This window comes from Nocardia sp. BMG111209 (genome assembly GCF_000381925.1).
GTDB lineage: Bacteria > Actinomycetota > Actinomycetes > Mycobacteriales > Mycobacteriaceae > Nocardia.
The window spans coordinates 613,322-630,080 of sequence record NZ_KB907307.1 but is presented as its reverse complement, the minus strand read 5'-3'; the positions used below and the strand labels follow the sequence as shown (position 1 = coordinate 630,080).

The window sequence follows — 16,759 nt, the reverse complement described above, 5'->3', positions numbered from 1 at the left end:
TTGCGGGGCGGACCGGCGGGAGACGTGCCCTCAGGCGGCGATGGCTTTCTGTTCTCCAGCGTCGGCCTGGGCCTGGGTGCGGCGGGCTTTCTGGTCCTCGATCAACGCATCGATGTCGATGTCGGCCAGCTCGCAATGTCCGGCGGTGACCTGTTCCACCAGCTCCAGGGTGTGGCCTTGCTCGGCCAGATGGCGCAGATACCGGCGGTACCCGGGACCGTCGCCCCACCAACTGTTGGTGGTGTCCGCGCGCCAATGGTCCTTGGCCATGCGGGCCTCGTGCGCCCCCAACACCAGCCCATACACCACGACCATGCTGCGATTGCCGGACGCGTCGGCGGTGTGCTTCAACGCCTTCTCCCGATCGGCGAGCCCGAGCAACTCCAGCCCGGTCGACTGCGACAGATGCCGGTTCACCAATTCCGGTTCATACAACAAGGTTTCGGCGATGAACGCAGCGGCCCCGGCCGGTAACGTCTTGCGCGCCACCAGTTGCGCGACGAACTCGCACCGCCCGGCCTTGGCGGCCTCCCCTTCCCGGTTCAACGCAATCACCATCGCCCGCTTACGGCGCTCGGCCTCGCGCTGGGCTTCCTCGGCCTGCCGGGCGGCCTCCGCTGCCACCCGTGCCGCTTCCCGGGCCGCTTCGGCGGCGGCTTCGCGGTCGGCGTCGCTGACCTGCGGGCCGTCGCTGTCGTCGTCCTCGCCGGTGGCTGGGTGCTGGTCGTCCACGATGCCGGGAACGGGGGTGTCGTAGTCCTCGTCTTCGCGGACCACCAGACCGGACGCGTCCAGATGTTCGGCCGGTAACCAGAACTCCGGTTCCCACCCGTCCGACAGGGTCACTGTGTCGAGGTGCCGTTTTCCCTCGGCCGGGGTGCGCGACGGGTAGTAGCGGGTATTCCAGTCGATCACGTCGAAATCGACCTCTTCGCCAGTCTCCTTGTCGAGCGCTACTGATTCCGGGCGTAACTCCACCAGGACCACCCACAACGCCGGATGTGTGTCGATCACATCTCTGGTGACCTCGTCGCCGTCGGCGGTGCGCAAGTGGCCCGGTTCGTAATAGTCGTCCTCGAGCAACTCGGTATAGGCGGCACCGGGCTCACGGACCATGAACGGATGCCCGCGTTCGGCGAACACCAGCGACTGCGTGAACTGCTCGGTGATCTGTGCGCGGTCGGCGGCGATGCGGCGGGCCGCACCGGCGAACTCCCCGGCGGGCACCGACAGCAACCGTTGCACCGCGTCGATATCGCCTGCCTGCTCGTACTCGGCGATCACCGCTGCCTGCTCGAACGACAGTTGCCCGGAATCCACTGCGCCCATCGCGGTACGGGAGTCGACGGCCGTCAGAGCGGCTTTCACTTCGTCTTTTCCTGTGGCGGTGTCGCGGGCGATCCGGGCGATACTGGCCCCGTACAACGACATCTGCGCCCACCGGTTCGCCCGCTCCCGATGTGTGTAATCGGTGCGCCGGTCGTTGGTGTGCATCTCGGCCGCGATCGTGGCGATCATCGCCTCCGCCTCACCCGGCGCGGTGGCGTCACGGATCGCGATCGGCACCGTACGCCCGGTCAACCGCGCGGCCAGCACACGGCGACGGCCCCGCGCCACCCGATACCGGCCCCCCGCAACCGGGTACACCGTGACCGGCTCCAGCACACCCCACGCACGCACAGACTCCACGAACTCCGGATCGTTGCCCAGGTCGTAACGGGATTCGTCGGCGGGAACCTCGAAATCCAGCAGATCCACCGGCACCTCCCACGAACGGGCTCCGGGGTGGTCGTCCACGATCTCCGCGTCGTAGACGACACCAGCGCCAACCAGCGGCCCGGCGTCGACAACGGCGATCTCGGTACCGGACTCGGATACCGCCTCCATCGTTTCGTCGCCTGGAATGCCCGTGTCCTCGACAGCACGGGCGGGGGTCTGGCGGTCGGCCGGATCAATGTCATTGGTCATGATCGGATGGTCCTTTCAGAAAATACAGGTGTCCTGCACGGGCGGTTCTACCGTTGCTTGCCGGGATTGATATCCGGTACTTACTCGCCGGTTTCGGCATCGGTGTCGATGACCAGAGTTGGCATATCGTCCGAGTCTCGGGTGAGGTAGACACCCAACCGGCACGATTCGGTGTTCTCGTCGGGGCTGGGATCGGTGTGGAAACCGAACCGGATAACACTCGGCGGGTAACCGGTCAGTGCCCGTTCGTGAGCGGCTTCCAATACCGCGTCCAGTAACGCTATCGTCGCTTCGATCCGTAATTCGAGTACCAGCGGGACATGACCGGCATGCACCCCGTCGGCGAATGCGGGTTGTTCCCAGGAAATCGCCGCGTGCCAGGCTTGCTCGGTGATGAACACCGGTAACCCGATACCGAACCGGCGGGCGATCTCCCCGACACTGAAATACACTGCGTCGTCCCCGGTGATCCGGTCGTACGGCCGAATCCGATCGTCCGGGAACAAATCCGGGATCACCTGATCACGCATCACGCCACCCCACCCGTGCTGTCGGTGTCGCCGGGCTGGGGGTCGCGGGTAAGGTTCACCGGCCCCATATACAACCCGAACCGGCCCGGACTGACATGCCAGTGCTTACCCTTCCAATCCGGATACGACAGTTTGAACCGGTCCACCGTCTCCGGGTTCAACTCCGCTGCCGTACCGGCCTGCCGGAACTTCTTTTTCCTGTTGTATTCACTACGCGTCAACACATCCGCCACGCCGCTCATCGCTGTACGCCTTCCCGTCGCCTGCGGGCTCCTACCGCCCGTTCTTTTTGCCCTTCCGGCGAAAGAGATTTCAGGACGGGAGATCCGCGAGGGACGCAACCCCGGGACCGGAAAAATTCCGGACGAGCGCCAGCGAGCCCGCCCGAAGGGGACGGAAATTTCCCGGTCCCGGGGTTGACGAACCTGCGGATTCCCGACCTAAAATCACGTGCCGGAAGGGAAAAAATAGATAAAATAAATATGAGCGAAACGCCCCGCATCACTACATCAGCGGCCGACATCGGAGCCCTCCGCTCTTCGCGACCGGGCTGAGGCGTTACTCATTGTTACTCGTACGACAAACATATTCCCGATACTTGAAATCGGGCAGTAACGGCTCAAATTGCCCGAATGCGCCCATGGTGTGTCTCGGCGTTCCTGTCCGGCAGGCAAATCTTCGGCGTAGCATTCAGGGTGCTCGCCGGGTGAAGCGCCGGATTCCTGCGGTTTGTCGTAAACCGAAGGGACATAAGCCGCGTGGCCAAACTCACCGAAGAACAACGGCAGCGGCGCGCTCAGGCCAAGCTCCGCGCAGAGGCAGAAAACGCCGAACGTCGTGCCGCACGTCGCGCTGCCCGGGATCGCCTTTGGGAGAAGGCAGGAACACGGCTCTCACGATCCGAATTCGAAGCGGGCGTGCCATGCCGAGGTTGCGGTCAGCCCCTCCTCGGCAACGGGGACGAACTGGCTGCTACCGATGAGGAGCGGCGGGCAGCGTTCCGCGAGCGGCACGGTCAATGCGGCGAAGCATCATGGAGCATTGAAAGGTCGAATGTCTCCCACTGCTCGTGGTGCTGTCCACCACCGCCGTGGAGCCAAGAGTGGCATACCGCTATGACCCGCTCCCTGTGGGGAAATGCGCAACCAGAGCAATCGCGACAATATGACGAATGGGAGATCGCCCTGATCTGTGGCCATTCGGTCCGCCCGCGTTGGTACCGGGATAGGGAATGGAAGGAAAAGGTTCACGCCTGCCCGACCTGCCGTACCCAGAGGGGTGTTCTCTCGAGCCGACACGTTGGGCCGGCTTCAGCATGGGTGTGCGACTGGACCAAAGATTCCCGGCGTGCCGAAACTGGGAACGAAGGCGGTGAAGGAATTCAACGCCAATCGGCAACAGCAGCGGGATCGCGTTCCGGCCGATCTTGTGGAGATCTGGGAGCTGAGGATGTCCAAGGCGGAAGACCTTGTTCGATGGCGTGTCCGCCTGGACTGCGGTTGTGTCAAGGAGTTACTGCTTCATGGCGACATGCACTCGCCGCTGGAGGTGGTATGGCCGAGCAGCATCTTGACCGATGGCGACCTTCAACTCGGCGAAATCGAACACGTACATAAAGGCACGACCGATAGTTATCGTGAGACTATCGAATGGGGCGAATCCCGGACCGTGGACCGCCCCGCTGACGCCGTAGAGCCACCCCACTACCTGTCTGGCGAGCCGGACTTCTGGGCCAAAACGCGTCACCCTGAACCCCGAACAATTGCATTATGGAGCGCGACCCTTGAATGTGGACATCATACCGAGGTCCCGGTGGAAGATGTCGATTGGCGTCCCAGCGACGGACCGGTCATCACACTCACTGATGAAGAACGGCAATCGCGATTACCGGATTTCGATCAACTCGTTGCCGAGGCATCCACGGAAAGCCTTCGGGTAATTTATGAACACGTGCGGAGGATGGTGGCCGCCGGCCTACCGGAACCCGCCCCTGAACGGCGCTGCGGCACGTGCCGATATGCCCACCGGGTCGTGTCGTGCGAGCCGAACGGCTGGCTGGTGCCGAGCACACCCCTCAAGAAGCCCAAGGCCACAACGCCCTCGCGCGCATCATTGAAGAAGAAGCTCAAAGATGCCGAAGCAACCGCCAGCAACCTACGCAAACAGCTCGCCGAACTGGACGACGGGCAGATGCCCGCGACTTGAGGCAACATGCTTTTTCCGGGTGCCATTGGAATATCAATTCGCTCGCATGGCCGATGTGCCCGTCGTCATATGCTCAGCCTGAAATCTTCGATCTTCTGCTGCACCAAGCTCTCGGGGGCTTCACCGCCTTCCTTGGTTTCGATCATTTGCATGAGGTCGCCATCAGTTAACGTTATTATGAGTTTCCTATGCATCATCCATTGCTCCCGCAAGATGTGAGTTGATGCTTCATTTCTTCCGGCTCGAGTGGCGATGATTCCAAAAAGTCCAGGCCCCTGTTCGGTCAAGTAATTTGCCATCTGCAAGACAGGATCCTTCGTGATCTCGTCAGTGTAATTTTTTGCATCTATTACCACATGGTCCGCATGGTATTTTTCTCGCATGTATCGCCAGAAGCCCCCTGTGGAATAGTTGGGCATTATAATATCTCTTCTGTTTACCTTGGTGTAATTGCTGAGCTCGTAGATTCCTGGATTAAGTGGCGGCGAGAACAGATAGTCGAAGATGCTGACACAGAGCCTTTGATACCTTTGCCACGCTCCTCTACCGGGCGGAGTCTCGCGTAGTCTGTCCATAAACTCACCGCCGGGTGGCAGGAGAGAATTCGATAGCGCGGCCGATCTGTCGGATCGATTCGGTATCCCTGCGGCCGATTCGCTCCAGTGTGCATACCGATTATGTGAGCGCAGCCAGTCCATATCCAGTATACGAACGTCATGCGCTCGAATATCCTCTATCCTTTCCGGCGATATCGGACCAGGAAAGAATAGGGAGAGCCTCGGCTCCGCTCCGAGATTATGTTCTGCATATATCTCGCCGTACCGTCGAACTTGTGCCAAAGCATCTTCTAATCGACGTCGAGTCTGCGGAGTAGTTCGTCGAACTTCGATAAATTCGAGCTGATCTGGAGTGTTCCCAGTTGAATGGACACCGGATCAAGCCGCGATCTGACTGATTTCCCTGAATCCTAACGCATATTCCATTGGTGTCAAATAGTTGAGAGCTGAATGCCTGCGCTGAACGTTGTAGTAGTTCTCGATCCAGCCGAACGTCGCCTTCCGGAGAACCTCGACCGTCGGCCACGGACGGGTATGGATCAGCTCTTTCTTGTAGGTCGCGAACAGTGATTCCGATACGGCATTATCGAAACAAGATCCAGTCCGACCGAGGGAACGGCGGATACCGTTCCGGCGGCAATACCGGTCGAACTCTCGTGAGGTATATTGCGCTCCCCGGTCGCTGTGAAAAATGATACCCGGCTCCGGCCGGCGACGCCCGAGCGCCATATCCAGGGCCTCCAAAACCAGGCTTGTACGCATATGATCCGCCACGGCCCACCCGATCACCGACCGGTCGTGTACATCGATCACCGTGGCCATGTACGCCCACCCGGACCAGGTCTTCACATACGTGATGTCGCCACACCAGCGCCGGCCCGCACCGCCCCCGGTAGCGAAGTCCCGGCCGATCAGATCCGGCGCGCCGACCGGTCGCGTACCCGCAATCGTGGTCCGCCGGAACGACTTCGGATGTCGTCCTTGCAGGCCCGCGGCCCGCATCAACCGCCACACCCGCTTACGTGACACCCGCCACCCCGCCACCGCCAGGCCGGCATGGATCCGGCGCACACCCGGATTACCGCGCAGCTTCTCGAACATCGCCGCGATCAGCCCGGTCAGCGTGACATCCTCCCGGTCCCGGCCGGACACGGCCCGGCCACGCCACGCGTAATACCCCGACCGGGAAACACCCAGTTCCCGGCACATGAATTCGACACCGAAATCCCCGGACTCGACCCAGCCCGCGATCGCAGCGAACTTTACCGCTGGTCTTTCGCGAACCAGGTCGCAACTTTTTTTGCGAACGCGACCTGCATCTTCAGCTCCGCGTTCTCCGCACGCAAACGCTCCAACTCGGCCCGCTCCGAGTCGGTCAAATCCCGATCAGCGGAATCACCGCCACCGGATTCCTTCGCCTTCTTCAACCAATTCCTCAACGTCATCTCGTGGACACCGATATTCCGCGCCACCTCAGCCACCGGCCGACCTTCATCCCGGACGAATCCTACCGCCTGAGCCCTGTACTCATCAGTAAACCTACGCCGCGTCGATCCCAACACCGAACTCCCGTCCTACCGGGCAGCTTCGACCCTCGTGTCCACCAAACCGGGAACGGTCCACCCAAAGCATGTCGACACACCGCCGGAACAACGCAGTGAGTTTCTTCCGGCCGTCAACGGGCCAGTCTGCGTACAAGACGATTCGCCCCGTACCGTCCGTCTCGATCAAAATCTCGTGGTCGAGAAACTGTCCATCGATGACCGACTTCCACAGTCCAGTCATCTCGGAGTCCCACGCTCGCGCCGATTCGAGCTGATTGCACGCTTGCGGGTAGTACCGCCTGATCACAGCAGTGACGCTAGCAACCGCCACCGACATCTTGTCGTTGAACCGTCACGGGTAAGGGGCCGGCTTCGGTGTCAGACCAGCGCCGGTCGGCGTGGTGGTTGTTGAGCGTAGTAGGCGGTCTCGTATTCGGTGGGGGTGAGGTAGTCCAGTCTGGAGTGCAGGCGGGCGTTGTTGTACCAGTCGGCCCATTCCATGAGCGCGAATTCGACCTCGGCGAGGGTTTTGAAGGGGCCGTGCCGGTTGACCACTTCGGTTTTGAACAGGCCGATGATGGATTCGGCCAGGGCATTGTCGTAGGCGTCCCCAACCGACCCTATGGATGCCGAGAGTCCCTGCAGGGCAAGCGATTCAGTGAAGCTCACGGACACATATTGCTCAGGTTCAACCGGTGGTCGCAACACCCGAGGTCACGGAGGGTGTATGGGAAGGCCATCGGATTGGATGCGAGAGGTGACCGGTCGTGCGCCGATGCGGTCACCGGGACATCCTGGCCACCAGCGGATAGTGGAGCGCCGTTTCTGGGACGAGATCGCCGAGGGGCTGCTGCCGACGGAAGCGGCTGTCGCAGTGGGGGTATCGCCTGTCAAGGGCACTCGATGGTTCCGTGATGCTGGCGGGATGTCGCCGTATTCGTGGAGCCCGCCGGGTGGCCGCTATCTGTCGTTCGCCGAGCGTGAGGAGATCGCGTTGCTGCGGGTGCAGGGCAAGGGTGTTCGGCAGATCGCGCAGGTGCTGGGCCGTAGCCCGTCCACCATCTCCCGGGAACTACGGCGCAACGCCGCCACCCGCGGCGGCACGCTCGACTACCGCGCCTCGGTTGCCCAGTGGAAGGCGGAGCTGTTCGCCCGGCGTCCGAAGGTAGCGAAACTGTCTGAGAATCAACAGCTTCGGGACTATGTCCAGCAGCGGCTCGCCGGTCGGATCGCCGACTCGAAGGGCAGGATCGTGGCCGGCCCGCGGACCGGAGCGTGGACCGGCCGCAACAAGCCCCACCGCTCGGACCGGGAATGGGTGCAGGCGTGGAGTCCTGAGCAGATCTCCCGGCGACTGAAGATCGATTTTCCCGGCGACGCGTCGATGCGGATCAGCCACGAAGCGATCTATCAGGCGCTGTATATCCACGGGCGTGGTGCGCTGGATCGTGAACTGATCCTGAACCTGCGCACCGGCAGGTCGCTGCGCATGCCACGAGCCCGATCCAAGCGGGTGGCCTGGGCGCACATCACCGCGGACGTGCTGATCAGCGAGCGGCCCGCCGAGGCCGAGGACCGTGCGACCGTGGGGCATTGGGAAGGCGACCTCATCATCGGCACCGACCGCTCCGCGATCGGCACCCTGGTCGACCGGACCACCCGATTCACCGTCCTGGTCCACCTGCCACGCGAACACGGATGGAGGGAGACGGCGCCGGTCAAGAACGGCCCGGCTCTCAGCGGCTACGGAGCACTGTCGATGAACAAGGCACTGGCTGCGGCGTTGAAGAAGGTTCCCGCCCCGATGCTGAAGTCCCTGACCTGGGATCGAGGGAAAGAACTGTCCGCACACGCGGCACTGACATCGAAGACTGGCATCCCGGTCTTCTTCGCCGACCCCCACAGCCCCTGGCAACGCGGAACGAACGAGAACACCAACGGCCTTCTACGGCAATATTTCCCGAAGGGCACTGATCTATCACGTTGGACCGCAAGGGATCTCGATGCGGTCGCTCACACACTCAACACGCGCCCACGGAAAGTGCTCGGATGGCGCACTCCGGCCGAAGCGATGGCGCATCACCTACAATCACTGCAACAGCAAAGTGTTGCGTCGACCAGTTGAATCCGCCCTGACTGCCCGCATCGCTGTGATGGATCAGGCCGGGCTCAACGGGATGCCCGTAGTGGCCGCGGCGCCACACGGCCATGTTGAGCGCCTTGGACACCAACGCGGTGGTCTTCGTGGCTGCGGCGGTCCAGCCGACGATCGCGCGAGAGTAGGCGTCGAACACGAACGCCACATAGGCCCACCCGGTCCACGTCGAGACGTAGGTGAAGTCCGCCACCCAGACCCGGTCCGGGGCATCGGTGGTGAAGTCGCGGTTGAGCTTGTCGCCGGCGCGGACGCCGTCTCGGGCCGGGATGGTCGTGCGGTGCCTGCGGCCTCGCACGACACCGTTGAGCCCGATGTCGCGCATGATCCGGTCGACGGTGCAGAACGCCACGTCATGGCCCTGGCGGCGAAGGTACGGGTCATCTTGCGGCGCCCGTACATCTGTTCCGGTGTGCCCTCGAGATCGCGTAACGTGTTCTCCACGTACGCATCTGCGATATCACGCGCCGACGGTGGCCGGTGGCGGGCTTTGCGGTAGGTCCGTGGCGCGATCTGCACGCCGTGCGCGGACAAGGCGCGGCAGATCGACTCGACACCGTAGACCTGGCGGTATTCGTCGATGAATCCGACGATCACCGGTGTCGCGGGTCGAGTTCCCGCGCGAAGAAAGCCGACGCCAGCTTGAGAATCTCGTTGGCCTGCTTCAGATCCCGGTTTTCTTTCCGCAGTTTCTGCAACTCGTCACGCTCGGCCGGCGACAGTCCCGGACTCGTCTGCTTGCCCGGCCGGGCACCGTCGGCGAGGGCTTTCTTGAGCCAGATCCGCAGCGTTTCGTAATGCACATCGACCAGCGGCGCGATCGCTTGCGCGGCGGCGTACGGGGATCCGTACTCATCGAGACGCTCGAGAGCCAGGCGCACGGCCTTCTCACGAACCTCGGGCGGGTATCGCTTCGACATGATGGGAACCATCTTCCACTAGGAAGAAGCGGCCCCCAACCCGTGACGGTTCAAGTGGTCGTTGACGTTGGCCGCGGACAGGGCCACGACGAGAGGGAACCCGTTGGCGCAGGTCAGTATGTGGTGTTTGGAGCCGGTCTTGGCGCGGTCGACCGGGCTGGCCGTAAGTACGAATTCTGACACCACTTATCCGTGAATTCTGGCGTCAGTTGGGGCCGATCCGGGGTGGGTTTATCCGTGAATTTTGACGTCACCCCGGTCGGCGTGTCAGGTTCGCCGGGCGTGTCAGAAAGGTTCGGTGTGGGGGTCATGGGCCGGGATCTGATGGCCGTTGAACAGGGTGGCGAACCGGTTCAGGTCGGCCTGCAGGTCGGTGAGTGTGTAGCCGTCCGTGCCGACGAACGCGTGGAAGGACCGCGCGATAGCCGGATCGCTGCCGGTTAGCCAGTCGTCGATGAACGTCAGCATTTCGGCGAGTTCGATCGCGTCGTCGACGGTGAGACCGGAAAAGAAGGGGCCGGGGTGGGCATGGGTGTCGTGTGTGGTCACGGGTTGTCGTGCTTTCCGGTGCCGGCGGGTTCGGGTGCCGGGGTGGTGTCGTAATTCGTGGATAGCCCGCTGGTCAGGGCACTATTTCCAGGGCCTGTTGCTGCGCGTCGGTGAATACGGGTTGCTGCGGCGGGGGCGCTGCCGCAGTGGCGGGTCCGGCGGCGCTGCCGAGGGCCGTGCGGGTGAGACGGTAACTGTCGGTGCCGGTTTCGATGATCTGCCCGCCGAAGGTGAGGCGGTCGACGATCGCGGCGCAGAGCCGCGGTTCGGGAAACGTGTTCGACCAGCCGGAGAACGCCTCGTTCGAGGCGATCGCGACAGAATTCTTTTCTTCGCGCTCGGTCAAGACCTGGAACAACAGCTCGGCGCCACGCTTGTCGAGCTCCATATATCCCAGTTCATCGATGCAGAGCAGATCGACTCGCCCGTAGCGGGCGATCGTCTTGGCCAGCACCTTCTCGTCCGCAGCTTCGACCAGCTCGTTCACCAGTTTCGTTGCCAGGATGTATTTCACGCGGTAGCCGCGCATCGCGGCTTCGGTGCCCAGCGCGATCAGCAGATGGCTCTTGCCGGTGCCGGAGTCGCCGATCAGGCAAAGCGGGGTGCCCTTGCGCACCCAGTCGCAGTTGGCGAGGGTGTTGATCACCGCGGGGTCGATGTTCGGGTTGGCGTCGAAGTCGAACGCCCGCAACGATTTATCGCGCGGGAACCCGGCTGCGCGGATGCGGCGTTCGGAGCGGCGGCGGCCCCGGTCGTCGCATTCGGCCAGCAGCAACTCGGCCAGGAATGCCCGGTAGGTCATCTGGTCACGGGTCGCGGTTTCGACGATGTCGTTGAACTGGGAGCGGATCGACGGCAGCCGCAGTATCCGGCATGCCTGGTCGACGGCGGCGTCGGCGGCCTGATCGGTCATGCCGTGACGGCGCGGGAGCGGGCTGATCATCAGGAATTCCCTTCTGCGGTTCTCGGTTTGGTGATGCGGAGCAGCTGGTCGTAGATGGCGACCGACGGCAGGGGCCGGGTGTCCGGTGGCAGTTGCGCCAGCCGGCGGGCGGTCAGCGAGGGAACCGGATCCGGATCCGGGCCGGGTTCGTCGAGGTCGACCACGCTGGCCAGCCGTGGAGAGGCTTCGGCGGCCTTGCGGGCCTCGAGCGCGACCGCGTCCGCGGTCAGCGCTCCCGCGCGCAGCGCGGCGTCCAGCCCGGCGACGACCTGGTCGTGGGGCATGCTGCGGTGCAGCAGAAGCACTTCGATGATCGCGCGGGTGCCGTCACGCTCGCCGTGGGCTTTGCGGACCGCCGCCCACCACGCGTCGTGGCTCTTGGTGAACTTCCCGCTCTGGCGGGCTTGCTCGAGGGCGGTGGCGCCGGCCATCGCGCCGGGCTTACGGACCAGCGCTTCGAGGTAGTGATCGAGTTCGACACGGGTCAGCGCCTTGCCGATCAGGCGTTCGTGGCGGGCGATCTCGGTGCGGCCGTCGTAGACGACCAGCCAGGAGGCGTGTAACAGGATCCGGACCGGGCGGCCGATGAACCGGATCGGGACACTGTATTTGTTGGTCCGCGCCGCCACCATCGAATACCTGTCCACCCGCGTGGACAGCCAGGACCCGGTCTCGAATTCCTCCTCGGGCAGCCGTTTCAGCGTCGGTGCCTCCAGCGCGAAATGCTCCCCGATCGTGCGCGCCCGCGCACCGATCCGCCGCCGCAGATCCTGGCTATCCCATTGCCCGACCAGCGTGTTGAGTTCCTCGAGGGACTCGACCTTCGGGACGGGGACGAAGTGGTTGCGCCGGTAGTACCCGATCTGGCCCTCGACACCACCCTTCTCGTGCGCGCCCTCGATGCCCGGGATGCAGTAGAACGGGTCGTCGATGCCGTAATGGCTGCGGAAGGTGGTCCAGCGCTGCGATTCGGTTCTGGCCCTGCTCAACCCGAGCACCTTCGCGACCGCGGCCTTCAAATTGTCGTAGCGGATCTTCCCGTGGGGCACCCCGCCCAGCACCGTGAACGCGTGCACGTGCCCCTCCAGGAACGCTTCCTGCCCGCCCGAGGCGAACACCCGCTGCACCGACCGGCCCGAGTACGACATCCGCAGCGAGAACAGGTAGAGCACGATCGGCTCGCCGCGCAGCTCGACGGTCACCTCACCGAAATCGACCTCGGCTTCCTCACCGGGGCGGTGGGTCTGCGGGATGAACACCTGCGGCGGTTCCCGGCCGGCCTCGACCCTGATCTGCGGCTTACGCTCCTCGACATAGTCGCGGACCCGCTGATACGACACATCTTCCATACCGTGCTCGTCGATCAGCCGCGCATAGATCCGCGTGATCGTGTGCCGCTGCTTGCGCGGCGCGTCCAGATCCGCCCGCAGCATCTCATCGATCAACGGCTTGAACGGGTCCAGCTTCGACGCCCGCGCCGGATACTCCTTGCGCGCCTCCGGGAACGCAGACGTCAGAGCAGCGTTGACCGTGCGGTAGCCGACGTTGTACTTGGCCTGTAGATCCCGGCCCGACATGCCCGCTCTCGAGTCCCGGCGGATCGCCGCGTACAACTGCGCCTTGGATTGGTTCGGCGGCACAGATCCACTCCTACGGGCCGATGCAGATTGATAGCAGGAGGATCTTGCCACCGCAACCCGTCCGGTGGTGTCAAAATTCGCGGATACCAACACCTTCCACGCCGAGAGTGGTGTCGAGATTCACCGATCAACGGTGTCGTAATTCACGGATAGAACCAACCGGGCTCGGACCTGTTGCGGCACCCCTTTTTTCGCCCGCACGTGCGAGCCGTCGACCATCACCCGATCGACATCGATCAGCCCGGCCGCGTTGCTGCGGGCGAGCACTACCTGATGCATCTGCTCGAACACCCCGGCGGCCTGCCAGTCCCGTAACCTGCGCCAGCACGTCATCCCCGACCCGAACCCGAGTTCCTGGGGCAGGTCTTCCCACCCGATGCCGGTGATCAGCACGAACAGGATCCCCTGCAACACCAGACGGCTGTCCATCTGTGCGGGCCCCGGCGTCCCCGCGGGTTTCACCGGCAGTAGCGGTTCGATAACCGCCCACAACTCATCGTTCACGATCCATGGTGCTGCCACGTCGAAACATGCTGCACAACAACAGGACTCAGCGCAAACCGACCGAACCTGTTAGAAGCTCTTACGAGGAGGCACAAGGACATCCTTCCAACAGGACCGACCATCCTGTCAAATCGGTGTCCACCACCCGGGGGTGAACCTCAGATGTCGTCGCCGGCCGGGTACACGAATCCGATCCTGCCGATCGCGCGTTCGGAGGCTCATCGTTGTTGCAGTTGATGATTCGTGTCCCTTCGTCTGGGTCACGTTTCACTTCGAAGCTGGGAGCGGCAGCCGGGACCGATGCCGCGGACCATGGCATCGACGCCGATCATCCGCTGATCCTCGACCTGGACGCCACCCTGCTCGACTCCCACAGCGAGAAGGAGAACACCGCTCCAACATATAAGCGGGGCTTCGGCTTCCACCCGCTACTCGCGTTCTTCGACCACGGTCCCGGCGGGACCGGTGAACCCGCGGCCGCGGGGCTGCGGCCGGGCAACGCGGGCGCGAACACCGCGGTAGACCACAAGACGGTGTTGACGCGAGCACTGAAACAACTCCCGTGGAACCCCGGCTACCGAGTAGGCCGGAATGTGCTGGTGCGCACCGATTCCGGGGGCGGCACCCACGAATTCCTGAACCACCTCACTACCCGCCGGCTGCAGTACTCGATCGGGTTCACTCCCAGGCAGGCTCGCCCGCCACGCCCGCCGAACAAGGCGTCGGGCTGGGACCGGTTGTCCGGCAATGATTTCGGTGGCGCACGGAAACGGGTCGACGGAGGTCCGGTGGCGGTGGGTTCAGCTGGGCTGGGATCCGGCGGTACCGGTTCCGGTGCGCAGGGTCGTGAGGATGCGTGCCTGCAACCGTGACACCTGCATTTGGGAGATGCCGAGTCGGTGGGCGATCTGCTGCTGGGTGGCGCCATCGAAGTAGCGCCATACGAGAATGTCGCGGTCCCGGTCGGGCAGCTCGGCCAGTAGCGGCCGCACGGTCATTGTGTCCTCGATCAGGTCGTAGCACGGTTCGGCGGTCGCCAGGCGCCGCATCGGGGACGGTGCGTCGTTGTCGTCGCTGTCGGTGCCGGGGTCCAGTGAGTCGCTGTCGTATCCGTTGGCGGCGATCATGACCTGTACGATTTCGTCGCGGTCGACTCCGAGGGCGTCGGCGATGTCGGAGGCGGTCGGCATGCGCCCGAGTTGCTGGATCAGCCGTGGCGTGATCGCCTGTGCCCGGGTGCGGAGTTCTTTCAACCGCCGCGGGACCCGTACCGCCCAGGTGTGGTCGCGGAAATGCCGCCGTACCTCGCCCATGATCGTGGGGACCGCGAACGATACGAATGTCGTCCCGCGGGTCGCATCGAATCGGTCGACGGCTTCCAGCAGTCCGCACCGGGCGACTTGCAGCAGGTCGTCGAACTGTTCACCGCGTCCGGTGTAGCGGCGGGCGATGTGCTCGGCCAGCGGCAGGCACCTGACGATGATTGCTTCCCGCAGCCGGGTCCATTCCCGGCTGCCGGGGTCCAGGGTGGCGAGCTCGGTGAACGACGGTTCGATCCCGTTGTATGGGTCCGCACCGCGGCGGGACCGGTTGGCGGTGGATGTGGGGTCCTCGTAGACGCGGGTCACAGGCCGTACCTCCGAAACACGAACAAGCGGAATGAGGAGGTGGCGCGCCGTTGCACCACCGTCGTGCACCGTTGCACCAAGGTCGGTAGTGGTCATCGGACCGATATTTTTGAGTACCAGCCGAGGTGCCCGTCAAACCCTGTGATGCCGGATTCGATTCGAAAAGGTGTGCCGCCGTAGAGGTCCGGTACACCGGCAGGGCTGACAGGCCGGTGCGAACGCCGCCATGGTCACCATGGGCCGCGGCGGTGCGTATGCGGCGCTTGCGCATGCATCCGCGGGTCGGCCGGCTCCTGCGTGCCGGTGGCGGGATCCCATCGGTGCGCAGGGACGGCCGGTCGGGCAATCGGCTCGGTGCGCGTTGCTGCGGCGCGGGTGGGACGGGATCGGTGTCGGGGTATCACCTGGTCGCACTGCGGGCTGTCCGGCGGGACGTGGCAGGGGGTGGCCAACGCCGGGGATAGATCTCGCGCAGCGCCGCGGCGAGCGTCTTGGTGAAACTCCGGCAGTCACGTCCGTAGATCGAGACGATGGTGATCAGTGGTGACATCGACACGACGAGCACACAGCCTGCCACCCACACGCGGGGGGCGTGGCGTTCGCCGGCGGCGGGTTCTCCGTTGGCTGGATGCCACGGCACACCGTGCCGGTCGTTCGTAAGCGCAGGGTGTCCTGACTGGGAGGTATGCCCGAGCGGGGCCATGTCTCGGCGGTGCAGCCGATGGTGGGGTGGTTTCCGGTTCTGGTTCACCAGCCGGCGGTGGGAGTGGTCGCCGGAGGAGTATCGGATGCACGGCTACGAGCCCGGGGAGATCGTGCCCACCACCGCACTGCTCCTGTCCCACAAACATCTCGACGACCGTCACCATGTCGCCGAAGCGATCACCCGTTCGATCGAGCAGGGCGAGCCGTTCTCCAGCCGGCATCGCTTCCTCGACACCAGCGGTGCCGTGCACACCGTGATGGTGGTTGCCGACCGCCTCGTCGACGACACGGGACATCCGGCCGGCTACTACATCCCTGCGTGTCAGGGTGAGTTGAGACCACGCGTCACAGCAACTTCGGCGACCGAGTGTCACCGGCCCGGCCGTCGATCGTCGCCGCCTTCGACTAATTCTGCTGATCGTCCACCAGCGAATCCCGCACGGCTGAACGGGGGATCCGCGGTAGGGGCGCGCCCCGCCATCGGCTGGCTAGTGGCGGTGTTTCTCGGTGCCGGTGCGGCCCTCGTAGGGCGGTGTCGCCGGTTCCGTGTCTTCGGGAGGCAGGGTGCCGGTGGTGCCGCGGTTGTCCTCGGACGGATTGTGGTCACGGGCGGAGGTGAGTTCTTCTTCGTCGATCGTGCCGGCGGGGCGGTCGGCCGGTCCGCCGCCGGGACGGTCGGATCCGGTGTCGCGCGAGCCTTTCGGGCCGCGTGCGGATTGCGGTTCCTCGGATAGATGTTCGCCGGACATATCTGCATCGTCTCCTCTGCTGGGAGGGCAGGATCACGTCTGCGCACTATCGAGGGTGGGTCAGTGCGCGGACCACCGTCAACTGTTGTGATGACGATGTGACGGCGGCGACCGGTTCGCCGGGCGGCGGCCATCCGCGGCGGCCGGCGCGGGGCCGCTGCT

The 16,759-nt window shown here is 64.0% G+C and carries 18 protein-coding genes, 1 pseudogene and 1 other annotated feature; of the genes and pseudogenes, 4 read left to right on the top strand and 15 right to left on the bottom strand.

The features are described 5' to 3' along the window. Positions 1 to 30 precede the first annotated feature (30 nt). The 3 genes from G361_RS0102680 to G361_RS0102670 form a co-directional block, all read right to left on the bottom strand. Positions 31 to 1,968 carry a ParB N-terminal domain-containing protein gene (locus G361_RS0102680; protein WP_019925507.1) on the bottom strand — a complete coding sequence of 646 codons (1,938 nt, stop codon included), beginning with the start codon at positions 1,966 to 1,968 and terminating at the stop codon, positions 31 to 33. Between the two features lie 80 nt (positions 1,969 to 2,048). Next, a complete protein-coding gene (locus G361_RS0102675) occupies positions 2,049 to 2,498 on the bottom strand; it encodes a hypothetical protein (RefSeq protein WP_019925506.1) in 450 nt (149 codons plus the stop codon). Further along, positions 2,498 to 2,740, bottom strand: coding sequence for a hypothetical protein (locus G361_RS0102670; protein ID WP_019925505.1), 243 nt, complete (start codon positions 2,738 to 2,740; stop codon positions 2,498 to 2,500). Before G361_RS0102670 ends, G361_RS0102675 begins: the two co-directional genes overlap by 1 nt. Positions 2,741 to 3,845: 1,105 nt before the next feature. Between G361_RS0102670 and G361_RS49050 the strand changes: the two genes are divergently transcribed. Next, entirely contained in the window at positions 3,846 to 4,703 is an 858-nt protein-coding gene (locus tag G361_RS49050; protein ID WP_155981262.1) for a hypothetical protein, read from the top strand. Positions 4,704 to 4,768: 65 nt separating this feature from the next. On the opposite strand, the gene G361_RS49045 is transcribed toward G361_RS49050, so the two are convergent. The 4 genes from G361_RS49045 to G361_RS0102630 all read right to left on the bottom strand — a co-directional run bounded on the left by G361_RS49045 (position 4,769) and on the right by G361_RS0102630 (position 7,473). After that, positions 4,769 to 5,278, bottom strand: coding sequence for a hypothetical protein (locus tag G361_RS49045; RefSeq protein ID WP_155981261.1), 510 nt, complete (start codon positions 5,276 to 5,278; stop codon positions 4,769 to 4,771). Positions 5,279 to 5,638: 360 nt separating this feature from the next. Next, positions 5,639 to 6,511: an IS3 family transposase gene (locus G361_RS0102645; RefSeq protein ID WP_026342606.1), complete on the bottom strand. Its 873-nt coding sequence runs from the start codon at positions 6,509 to 6,511 to the stop codon at positions 5,639 to 5,641. A gap of 11 nt (positions 6,512 to 6,522) precedes the next feature. After that, complete coding sequence (locus tag G361_RS50125; protein WP_196814393.1) at positions 6,523 to 6,822, bottom strand: transposase; 300 nt, start codon at positions 6,820 to 6,822, stop codon at positions 6,523 to 6,525. Between the two features lie 360 nt (positions 6,823 to 7,182). Beyond that, positions 7,183 to 7,473, bottom strand: coding sequence for an integrase core domain-containing protein (locus tag G361_RS0102630; protein WP_196814397.1), 291 nt, complete (start codon positions 7,471 to 7,473; stop codon positions 7,183 to 7,185). A gap of 79 nt (positions 7,474 to 7,552) precedes the next feature. Here G361_RS0102630 and G361_RS0102625 point away from each other — a divergent pair, with 79 nt between their 5' ends. Continuing rightward, a complete protein-coding gene (locus G361_RS0102625; protein WP_231386761.1) occupies positions 7,553 to 8,929 on the top strand; it encodes an IS30 family transposase in 1,377 nt (458 codons plus the stop codon). On the opposite strand, the gene G361_RS48000 is transcribed toward G361_RS0102625, so the two are convergent. From G361_RS48000 to G361_RS42010, 6 genes are all read right to left on the bottom strand, one after another. Further along, on the bottom strand, positions 8,826 to 9,311 hold the full coding sequence (locus tag G361_RS48000; protein WP_081635273.1) for a DDE-type integrase/transposase/recombinase: 486 nt from the start codon (positions 9,309 to 9,311) through the stop codon (positions 8,826 to 8,828). The genes G361_RS0102625 and G361_RS48000 overlap by 104 nt on opposite strands. Positions 9,312 to 9,463: 152 nt before the next feature. After that, positions 9,464 to 9,592, bottom strand: a sequence feature (AL1L pseudoknot). Then, positions 9,553 to 9,891 (bottom strand): transposase, encoded by a 339-nt coding sequence (locus G361_RS0102620; protein ID WP_063711794.1) that lies wholly within the window; start codon positions 9,889 to 9,891, stop codon positions 9,553 to 9,555. It overlaps the preceding feature by 40 nt. Positions 9,892 to 10,164: 273 nt before the next feature. Continuing rightward, positions 10,165 to 10,428 carry a hypothetical protein gene (locus G361_RS42015; RefSeq protein ID WP_019925496.1) on the bottom strand — a complete coding sequence of 88 codons (264 nt, stop codon included), beginning with the start codon at positions 10,426 to 10,428 and terminating at the stop codon, positions 10,165 to 10,167. 73 nt (positions 10,429 to 10,501) lie between these two features. Then, positions 10,502 to 11,371: an IS21-like element helper ATPase IstB gene (istB, locus tag G361_RS0102610; protein WP_019925495.1), complete on the bottom strand. Its 870-nt coding sequence runs from the start codon at positions 11,369 to 11,371 to the stop codon at positions 10,502 to 10,504. Further along, on the bottom strand, positions 11,371 to 12,948 hold the full coding sequence (istA, locus tag G361_RS0102605; RefSeq protein ID WP_231386987.1) for an IS21 family transposase: 1,578 nt from the start codon (positions 12,946 to 12,948) through the stop codon (positions 11,371 to 11,373). The genes istB and istA overlap by 1 nt, the downstream gene beginning before the upstream one ends. A gap of 183 nt (positions 12,949 to 13,131) precedes the next feature. Then, positions 13,132 to 13,533 (bottom strand): IS5 family transposase, encoded by a 402-nt coding sequence (locus G361_RS42010; RefSeq protein WP_052172612.1) that lies wholly within the window; start codon positions 13,531 to 13,533, stop codon positions 13,132 to 13,134. Between the two features lie 266 nt (positions 13,534 to 13,799). Here G361_RS42010 and G361_RS49040 point away from each other — a divergent pair. Then, a pseudogene (locus tag G361_RS49040) lies at positions 13,800 to 14,198 on the top strand (transposase); the annotation flags it as partial. A 117-nt stretch (positions 14,199 to 14,315) separates the two neighbouring features. On the opposite strand, the gene G361_RS0102590 reads toward G361_RS49040, so the two are convergent. Together G361_RS0102590 and G361_RS49035 are read right to left on the bottom strand one after the other, a co-directional pair. Continuing rightward, positions 14,316 to 15,143: a SigB/SigF/SigG family RNA polymerase sigma factor gene (locus tag G361_RS0102590; RefSeq protein ID WP_019925491.1), complete on the bottom strand. Its 828-nt coding sequence runs from the start codon at positions 15,141 to 15,143 to the stop codon at positions 14,316 to 14,318. Between the two features lie 400 nt (positions 15,144 to 15,543). Next, positions 15,544 to 15,693: a hypothetical protein gene (locus G361_RS49035; RefSeq protein ID WP_155981259.1), complete on the bottom strand. Its 150-nt coding sequence runs from the start codon at positions 15,691 to 15,693 to the stop codon at positions 15,544 to 15,546. Here G361_RS49035 and G361_RS51700 point away from each other — a divergent pair. Next, positions 15,674 to 16,582, top strand: coding sequence for a PAS domain-containing protein (locus tag G361_RS51700; protein ID WP_369797868.1), 909 nt, complete (start codon positions 15,674 to 15,676; stop codon positions 16,580 to 16,582). The genes G361_RS49035 and G361_RS51700 overlap by 20 nt on opposite strands. Positions 16,583 to 16,759: the final 177 nt, after the last annotated feature.